The following is a 9,012-nucleotide window of genomic DNA, read 5'->3' on the forward strand; positions in this document are numbered from 1 at the left end:
AGCTCTTTCACCTTCTTGCCCGCCGCTCTTGCCACCGCGAACTGCAAAGGAGATCGCAATGACTGTTTCTGTTCCTACCATTCCTTCGCCGAAGACTGAAGGCGTCCCTGCCGCTCATGTGGCACCGTCTCTTGAGGCGCTCTTCGCCTCTTTCCTCGGCACGCTTCCGCGCCTGATCTCTGACGAACGGGATCTTTGCTGCTACTCCGGGCAGGACCCGGCGGTTGACGCGTGGATCCGGGCGGCGGATGCGTCGCTCGCGGCTACGAAGGCGGCCTGCGGGGCTGTTCTGGCGGCCCCGGCGTCGGGTGCGGCCGAGTTGAACCTGCAGCGGGTCGCGCGCCTCTTCATCGATGTGATCAGGTCCGCCGATCCCGAAGAGGTGGCGTGCCTGCGGAACCATGCACGGTTGCGCCGCTGGGCCTTCAGCGTGCCGAGCGAGGTCGCCGGAGCGCGCACGATCAACATGATGATCGCCTCTGCCCTTGATCAGTTCGAGAGCTGGCTTTCGCTGGAAGACGCGTTCGACGCACGCGCGGAGGCTTGGTCGGACATGGGCCTGGACCTGCCCGGCACCTCGGATCTCGGCCCGGCCTTCTGATCTTTCCCCTTTCTTTATGACGCTGATACCGGCGCGGGGTTCGCCCGCGCCTGTCCCCCTCATGTCGAATTTAGGAGCATCCTCATGCCCAAGTCCCCGTTGAAGTCCCGCGCATCCCATGCACCCCGCCCGTCTGTCCGCGGCGTTCCCTTCGATGTCGTGACCAACCGCAGGCGTCGCCTGCACGTTCCGCATCGCTCCCGCCATGTGCCCGCCGGCGAATGGCGCGACTATCCTCGGCCCGTGCCCGAAGCCTGGGTTTCCCTCGCCCGGGAAAAGGGGTTCCGGATCCACGCCAGGATCCGCGACCGGTATCATGTCGCCCTCGAGTGTGACGCCTGTGGGGGACTGACCGCCCACAAGGCGTTTACCCTCCGGACGGCCCAGCCCCGCTGCGGCGCCTGCGCCGAAGCTGATCTCGCCGATGCCGCAAGGGCGGCGGGCCTGACGTTCCTGCGTCGCGACGGCCGCAACCACCACTACGGCCTGTACCGGGCCGCGTGCGGCCACGTGATCAAGAGGCAGTTCGAATTCGTGGAGCGGGTCGCGGCGAAAAGGACGGATGTTCGCTGCGAGAAGTGCCTGCGCGCGCGGGAGCAGGATGAGGCATCGCAGCGTGGCTGGGAGCGTCTAGGACGCGACCCTCAGGGCAACGCCAACTATCGCATGTATCGCCACAGCTGCGGGCATTCTCAGCGTGTGGCCCGCGTGAACCTTGCCTGGGGTCAGGTGAAATGTGCCGCCTGCGGCGGCGCATGGAACAGCAGCCCGTCCTTCATTTATCTGCTGAGGGTCGAGATGAAGTCGCGTGGCATCCACTTGCTGAAGCTGGGCTTTTCCAAGACCCCGGTGAAACGCATGAAGCACCAGCTCGGCCTTCCGCGCAGCGCTCAGGTGAACCTCGTGAGGGTCCTCCCCATGGCCTCCGGCCATGTCGCACGCGCCCAGGAAGCCGCGCTCCATGCGATCCTCAGGCGGCGTCATCCCGACGCGGTGGTGCCGCTCGAGGTCTATGCCGGGATCCTCAGCGTGCGATCCGAGGTGTACGAAGCCTGGGCTTTCGATCTGATCATGCGCCATCTGGACCGCATCGAGGCGGCGCACCCGCCCACCTGACTAAGCCCGTCCCTTCCTTCCTCAGATCATCCGGCCCGCCGCACACCGCGGCGAGCATTCTCTCCCCTTTGTCCGACGACAGGAGACCGCCATGACCGCGACCGTATCGAACCCCTTTTCCAAGCCGATCACGAAGACCGCCCCCTCCGCCAACCGCGCAGATCGGGCGCCCGCCACCCGGCGCGGGGCACCGGACTGGCTTCCCTTCGCTCTGGAGATCCTCGGCGCCCTCGAGGGCAGCAGCTGGGCCGGCTGGCGTGTGACGCTGCCCGCAAAGGACAGCGCAGATGAAGCGAGCGACCCGGCACGCGCATATCCCGCCGATGATGCTGCCCCCGTGTCATCCGCCCCCAAGACCCGGCGCGACGCCGATGCCGGTCGTCATGCAGAGGGGAGCCTTGGCGACAGCGTCGACGACCTTCTCGACCAGATCGAACAGGCGACTGAATTCGGCTCGGTGCTCCCGCCCTGCCCCCCCGCCGGACCGGCCCCCGCTACGGTCTGGCGGCCGAAGGCGGCGACTCTGCTGGCGGTGGTCCGGCTTGCCGCGAGCTTCGGCAGCGCGACGGCGCTGGCCACCGAGCTGGGCACGAACGGCGCGCTCACGCTGCTGGCGACCGGCAGCGCCGCGCTGGACCAGACGGTCCGGAAGATGCTGGAACAGGTCGTGGCAGAACCGAGCCTCTGGCCGCCGGCTGTGCCTGACCTCCTTTACGCCGTGGACGCGGTGAAGAGCGGCAGTCCGGATCGGCATCGCACGCTCGCCGCCTTCTCGGACAAGATGCGCGACGCGCTCGAGATGGGCACGCCCGTGGTGCTGATCACCCCCGTCGCAGGCACCGCGCCCCGCGCCCTGCGTGACCTGAGCCCGAAGGTGATCACCCTCAATCCCCTTGATCACGAGCAGCTCTCCGTCCTGCTCGACCTCGCCTATCCCGGTCAGGGAGCTGCCGACGCGCTCGCCGCCCTTCCCACGGACGCCCGCGTCTCGCGTCTCGATCCGAACCGGGCCACGCTTGCCCTGCGTGCGACAGATCCCGAGACCGCGGTGACGGCGATCGCAGAAGCCCTGTGTCCCGCCCCGGTCGAAGGGACTGGCTGGGCCGCCTTTCCCATGCCGGACACGGTCAGGGCTCCCCTCGAACAGATGATCTCTGACCTCCATGCGTGGCAGGACGGCGGGATTTCCTGGAGCGATGTCGCGCGTGGACCGCTGCTCGTCGGCCCTCCCGGATCAGGAAAGACCCAAGTTGCCCGTCTCCTCGGCCAGGAAGCCGGCATCGCTGTCGTCGCGGGATCCGTGGCGCAATGGTCTTCCGAGAGCGCGCGTTCGAGCGACATGATCAAGGCGATGCGCGCGGCCTTCGCCACGGCCGCGGAGCAGGCGCCGAGCCTGCTTTTCCTCGATGAAATCGATGCGTTTGGAGACCGGAACCGGCGTGCGGACCACAACAGCGCGTACACGGATTTCATCGTGACGGCCCTGATCGACCAGCTCGATGGGTACCATGGCCACGAGGGCGTGATAGTGATGGCGGCGACGAACCATCCTGAGAAATTGGATAAGGCCATCACGCGCGCCGGGCGGTTCGACCGGATCCTCCGCCTGCCGCATCCGGACCACGCGCTTCTCCCCCAGGTGCTCCGCTGGCACGTTGGGCCCGACCTTCCTGATGTCGATCTGACCGGTGTCGCGCAGGCCGCGCTCGGCATGTCCGGCGCGGATATCGCGGCCGCGGTTCGCGCCGCCCGCGGCCGGGCCCGCCAGGCAGAGCGCGCGCTTGCCCTGACCGATCTGACCGACGCGATCCACGAGGCCCGGACCCCGTTGCCGAAAGCGCTTCGCAGGATCGTAGCCGTGCACGAATCAGGCCATGCCATCGTCAGCGCCGCGACGGGACGCGCCGATGTGGCCATGCTTGCGATCCAGTCCGACGGGGGTGTCACGGCGACCAGCCTGCACCGGACGGGTGAGGACCGGGCGGCGATCGAAGCCCATCTCGCGAGCAGCATGGCCGGACGCGCGGCCGAGCGGCTCCTGCTCGGTCGGGTTTCGGCCGGGTCTGGCGGAGATCCGGGCAGTGATCTCGCCACGGCGACCCGGCTTGCGACGGCGCTCGAAGCTTCATGGGGTCTGGGCTCCACGCTGATCTGGCAAGGACCTGTGGAGGGCATCGTGGCGCGCCTGTGCGGCGACACCGGCCTTCGGGCACGGGTCGAGACCCATCTGCGCAACGCCGAAACCCGCGCGAGCCAGATCCTGACCGCCCATCGGGCGCTCCTCGACGAGATGGCGAGTGCCCTCGAGACGGCCGGGGTTCTCTCGGGACCGGAGCTTGCAGCGTTCATCGCGCGGGTCAGGCGCGAAGCCGGAGCCGCGTCTGAGGTCGACAAAGCGAGCCTCGGGTAGCGCCGAGGTCAGCGCCGAGGTCAGCGCCGAGGTCAGCGCCGAGGTCAGCGCCGAGGTCAGCGCCGAGGTCAGCGCCGAGGTCAGCGCCGAGGTCAGCGCCGAGGTCAGCGCCGAGGTCAGCGCCGAGGTCAGCGCCGAGGTCAGCGCCGAGGTCAGCGCCGAGGCTGTTTGGTCGGATGTGTTGGGGCGTCAATCCACTTTGTAGTGGGTAATCCCCAAGTTTCGCTCGCTACAGGCTTTGGCGTCGTAGCGGGACGCCCCTCTATCGACTAGGTTATTCGCTAGGTGCAGAAGGCGCCCTTAAGTCAATCAGCAGAACGCTCGGTTATGTTTACACCGAAGCGGAGGCCATCATGGCCAAGAACAATAGGAACAGTTCGAAGAGGAGCGTTCAGGCGCCGAGGCGGAGGAAGAGCGCAGCCGATCACCGGGCCGCACATCGTAGGCATAGCGCGGCGTCAGTGGAACGCAAGCGGGAGGCGGGACTGACCCGGGTTTCGGTATGGGTGCCGGCCCGCGCCGCGGACATCCTGAAGTGGTTCGCGAAGCGCCTGTGCGACGGCCATGCCCCCGCTCACATTGCGGGCGCCCTGGCTGCGCAGGGGAAGTCGGCCGGACCCGATGTCGTCCCCTCTGATCGGGACAAGACACGGAAGGCATCGCGCCCCGATGAGCGGCAGTTGGATCTTTTTGGGACCGACTAACCGGGTTCAGAGCGCCCCTCAGAGCCGAGGTTGTCCACATCTATGGTTCGGTCAAGCGCATTACGTGCGGGACGCATGGTAGCAGTATGGGGTACAGTCTTTAAGCGGGTCGTGTGGCCCGTGGGGGCAGAAGCCCCGCGGATCTTGTCCTTGATCACGCCCCAGAATCGGGCGGGAGGGAGGCGGGATGACCATGAATGAACAGGAATCGGGCTGCGCGTTCGCAGCATGAGCCGGGCCTGGCCCGGACGGAGGAGACGGACGACGGGACCAGGCGCATGTCGCGCTCTGGTCCGAAGACGAAGGCCCGGGGGGCCGAGACGACCGGCCCCGAGCAGGGATCCATTTCGGAAGCGCCGCGGGAGGTCGGCTCTCTGCCGCCTCCGCACCCGGCGCTGGTGGAACTGGTGCGGCTGATGGCACGAGCAGACGCGCGTCGGGCGCGGGCGGAAGCGAAGGAGACGCGGTGATGAGAGAGAAGACGGGCCGTAGGGCAGCGATTTATGCGCGCTATTCGACCGATATGCAGTCGGCGGCCTCGATCACCGACCAGATCCGGATCTGCCGCAGGCTGGCAGAGGAGCGGAGCTGGCAGGTGGTGGAGGTCTTCGCGGACGAGGCGATCAGCGGCGCCACGCATCTGCGCCCCGACTTCCAGCGCATGCAGCAACTGGCCATGGCCGACGGCTTTGATGTGTTGGTGGCCGAAGCGCTGGACCGGCTGAGCCGGGACCAGGAGCATATTGCCGGCCTGCACAAGCGGATGCGGTATCTCGGCGTGGAGATTTTCACGACGGCGGAAGGCGCGATCAGCGAGATGCACGTCGGCCTCGGGGGCACCTTGTCCGCGCTTTTTCTGCGGCAGCTTGCGCAAAAGACCCACAGGGGCCTCGAGGGCCGGGTGCGGCAAGGTAAATCTGGCGGCGGGATCAGCTACGGCTACCGTCTGGACCGCCAGCCCCTGCCGGACGGCACCCACACCACCGGAGACCGGCTGATCGATGAGGCTGAAGCCACGATCGTGCAGCGGATTTTCATGGAATATGACCGGGGACTGAGCGCACGCTCAATCGCGATCGGTCTGAACAAGGACGGCATCGCTGCACCCCGCTCGGGCGGCAAGGGATCGGGCAGCTGGTCCTTCTCGACTATTTCAGGGAACTGGAAGCGCGGTACGGGGATTTTGAACAACGACCTGTACCGCGGTCTGCTGGTCTGGAACCGGCAGCGGTACATCAAGGATCCGGACACCGGCAAACGCCAGGCCCGGATGAACCCCAAGGGAGACTGGATCACCGAAGAGGTCCCCCACCTGCGGATCATCGACGACGCGCTATGGCTGCGCGTCAAACAGCGCCAGGGCGCGATCCGCGAAGACATCCTGACGGAACGGACCAACACCCCGAGCGCGCCGAAGATCGAACGTGGCCATCGCCCCCGCTACCTCTTGTCGGGGCTCCTAAGCTGCGGCTGCTGCGAGGCAAGCTACATCATGATCAGCGCCGCGCGCTATGGCTGCTCCGCCGCACGGAATCGGGGGACGTGCTCGAACAAGAAAACGATCGCGCGCAAGGACGTGGAGACCCGAGTCCTGAACGGGCTGCAAAGCCGCCTGATGCACCCTGACCTGATCCGCGAGTACATCACGACCTGGCAGCAGGAGATACAAAAGGAGCGGCAGGAGACCCTGGCGGCCCGGGGCGAGCAGGAACGCCGCCTCGCGAAGGTCACCAAGGAGATCGACGCCGTGGTGACGGCGATCACCGAAGGCATGTTTCACCCGAGCATGAAGGCGAAGATGGATGCACTGGAGACGGAACGGACAGAGCTGGAGGCAAAGCTCGCCGCCCTGCCGGAACCAGAACCCGTGACGATCCACCCGGGCCTTTCCGAGACCTATGCGCGCAAGGTCACGGACCTGGCGGCGGCCCTCAACGACCCCGAGGTGCGCCCAGAAGCGGCGGAGCTACTGCGGGGCCTGATCGAGGGCGTCACATTGATGCCCGACCCAGATGCGCCGAATGGGCATCTGATCGAACTTCGCGGCGAGCTCGGAGCGATTTTGTCGTTGTGCGGCAATGACGTAGCCACAAACGCCAACGCCCGCCGGGGTGCGGCGGGCGTTAGGCAAGTGACTATGGTTGCGGGAGCAGGATTTGAACCTGCGACCTTCAGGTTATGAGCCTGACGAGCTACCGGGCTGCTCCATCCCGCGGAGATTGTTGGTTATGATCGTTAGAGAGAATTTATTTTGGTATTTACTAGGTTTGGCGGTGACCTACTCTCCCAGGGCTTAAGCCCAAGTACCATTGGCGCGACGGCACTTAACTTCCGGGTTCGGGATGGGACCGGGTGTTTTGCTCGTGCTATGACCACCAAACCGAGTAAATACCAAAAGCTTCCGGCTTTTGGTATTGCGAGCTCCGTTGTGTCACGGGGCGCTTTCCAAAAGCGGAAGGTTTCAGATCAACGTTTTGTCCAGGTTTCGTTTTGCTTTTTGGTGTTTATGAGACTGTCTGTTACTGGAACAGATCAAGCCTATCGGGCGATTAGTACCGGTCAACTGAATGCATTGCTGCACTTACATCTCCGGCCTATTGACGTGGTGGTCTTCCACGGCCCTCAGGGATACCTTGTTTTGAGGGGGGCTTCCCGCTTAGATGCCTTCAGCGGTTATCCTTTCCGATCATAGCTACCCTGCACTACCGTTGGCACGATAACAGGTCCACCAGTGGATCGTTCACCCCGGTCCTCTCGTACTAGGGGCAACTCCTCTCAAGTATCCTACACCCACGGCAGATAGGGACCGAACTGTCTCACGACGTTCTAAACCCAGCTCACGTACCTCTTTAAACGGCGAACAGCCGTACCCTTGGGACCTGCTCCAGCCCCAGGATGAGATGAGCCGACATCGAGGTGCCAAACACTGCCGTCGATATGGACTCTTGGGCAGTATCAGCCTGTTATCCCCGGCGTACCTTTTATCCGTTGAGCGATGGCCCTTCCACTCGGGACCACCGGATCACTATGGCCGACTTTCGTCTCTGCTCGACTTGTCAGTCTCGCAGTCAGGCTGGCTTCTGCCATTGCACTCAACGAGCGATTTCCGACCGCTCTGAGCCAACCTTCGCGCGCCTCCGTTACGCTTTAGGAGGCGACCGCCCCAGTCAAACTACCCGCCACGCAGGGTCCCGGATCCGGATAACGGACCGCGGTTAGACATCAAGAGTGCGAAGGGTGGTATCTCAAGGGAGGCTCCACCGGAACTAGCGTTCTGGTTTCGATGCCTACCACCTATCCTGCACATCACAATCCTGATGCCAGTGCGAAGCTGTAGTAAAGGTGCACGGGGTCTTTCCGTCTAACCGCGGGAAGCCTGCATCTTGACAGGCAATTCAATTTCGCTGAGTCGATGTTGGAGACAGCGGGGAAGTCGTTACGCCATTCGTGCAGGTCGGAACTTACCCGACAAGGAATTTCGCTACCTTAGGACCGTTATAGTTACGGCCGCCGTTTACCTGGGCTTCAATTCGGAGCTCTCACTCCTCCTTTTAACCTTCAGGCACCGGGCAGGCGTCAGACCCTATACGTCGTCTTACGACTTCGCAGAGCCCTGTGTTTTTAATAAACAGTCGCCACCCCCTGGTTTGTGCCCCCGGATCCAAGTTGCCTTGAACCCGGGCCTCCTTCTCGCGAACTTACGGAGGTATTTTGCCGAGTTCCTTCAACATCGTTCTCTCAAGCGCCTTGGTATTCTCTACCAGTCCACCTGTGTCGGTTTAGGGTACGGTCTGATGGAGGGCTATTTCCAGGGACTGCTCAGCAGCCCAACCAATCCGATAAGGCTGAACTACAGTCGCAATCCGTCACATCCTCCTGGCCCAGGAATATTAACCTGGTTCCCATCGCCTACGCCTTTCGGCCTCGGCTTAGGGGCCGGCTTACCCTGCTCAGATTAGCTTTAAGCAGGAACCCTTGGACTTTCGGCGAGAGTGTCTCTCACACTCTTTGTCGCTACTCATGTCATCATTCTCGCTAGTGATCTCTCCACCGGATGGCTCACGCCCCGGCTTCATCGAAAGCCTCTTGTCTCCAATCTTCCCGAAGGAAGTAAGGAGACATGAGACTATGTCACACTACGCTCTGCTACCATGCACTATGTGCATCCTCGGCTTCGGCTC

5 protein-coding genes, 1 tRNA gene and 2 rRNA genes (1 of these 8 running past the window's edge) are annotated in these 9,012 nt (G+C 64.1%); 5 read left to right on the forward strand and 3 right to left on the reverse strand.

Annotated features, from left to right (window positions below):
* The first annotated feature begins 58 nt into the window (after positions 1–58).
* The 5 genes from AC5SSZ_RS15875 to AC5SSZ_RS15895 all read left to right on the forward strand — a co-directional run bounded on the left by AC5SSZ_RS15875 (position 59) and on the right by AC5SSZ_RS15895 (position 7,013).
* Complete coding sequence (locus tag AC5SSZ_RS15875; protein ID WP_495438784.1) at positions 59–601, forward strand: hypothetical protein; 543 nt, start codon at positions 59–61, stop codon at positions 599–601.
* 84 nt (positions 602–685) lie between these two features.
* A complete protein-coding gene (locus AC5SSZ_RS15880) occupies positions 686–1,717 on the forward strand; it encodes a hypothetical protein (RefSeq protein WP_495438786.1) in 1,032 nt (343 codons plus the stop codon).
* A gap of 91 nt (positions 1,718–1,808) precedes the next feature.
* Positions 1,809–4,127: an AAA family ATPase gene (locus AC5SSZ_RS15885; protein WP_495438788.1), complete on the forward strand. Its 2,319-nt coding sequence runs from the start codon at positions 1,809–1,811 to the stop codon at positions 4,125–4,127.
* Positions 4,054–4,332 carry a hypothetical protein gene (locus tag AC5SSZ_RS15890; RefSeq protein WP_495438789.1) on the forward strand — a complete coding sequence of 93 codons (279 nt, stop codon included), beginning with the start codon at positions 4,054–4,056 and terminating at the stop codon, positions 4,330–4,332. Before AC5SSZ_RS15885 ends, AC5SSZ_RS15890 begins: the two co-directional genes overlap by 74 nt.
* 1,022 nt (positions 4,333–5,354) lie before the next feature.
* Positions 5,355–7,013 (forward strand): recombinase family protein, encoded by a 1,659-nt coding sequence (locus tag AC5SSZ_RS15895; RefSeq protein ID WP_495438847.1) that lies wholly within the window; start codon positions 5,355–5,357, stop codon positions 7,011–7,013.
* Here AC5SSZ_RS15895 and AC5SSZ_RS15900 read toward each other — a convergent pair.
* From AC5SSZ_RS15900 to AC5SSZ_RS15910, 3 genes are all read right to left on the reverse strand, one after another.
* Positions 6,970–7,046, reverse strand: a tRNA-Met gene (locus AC5SSZ_RS15900). The genes AC5SSZ_RS15895 and AC5SSZ_RS15900 overlap by 44 nt on opposite strands.
* Before the next feature lie 50 nt (positions 7,047–7,096).
* Positions 7,097–7,211, reverse strand: a 5S ribosomal RNA gene (gene rrf, locus AC5SSZ_RS15905).
* A 148-nt stretch (positions 7,212–7,359) separates the two neighbouring features.
* Positions 7,360–9,012 (reverse strand): 23S ribosomal RNA (locus AC5SSZ_RS15910); it runs 1,174 nt beyond the window's last position.

The organism is Phaeobacter sp. CC-HEC084 (genome assembly GCF_059429255.1).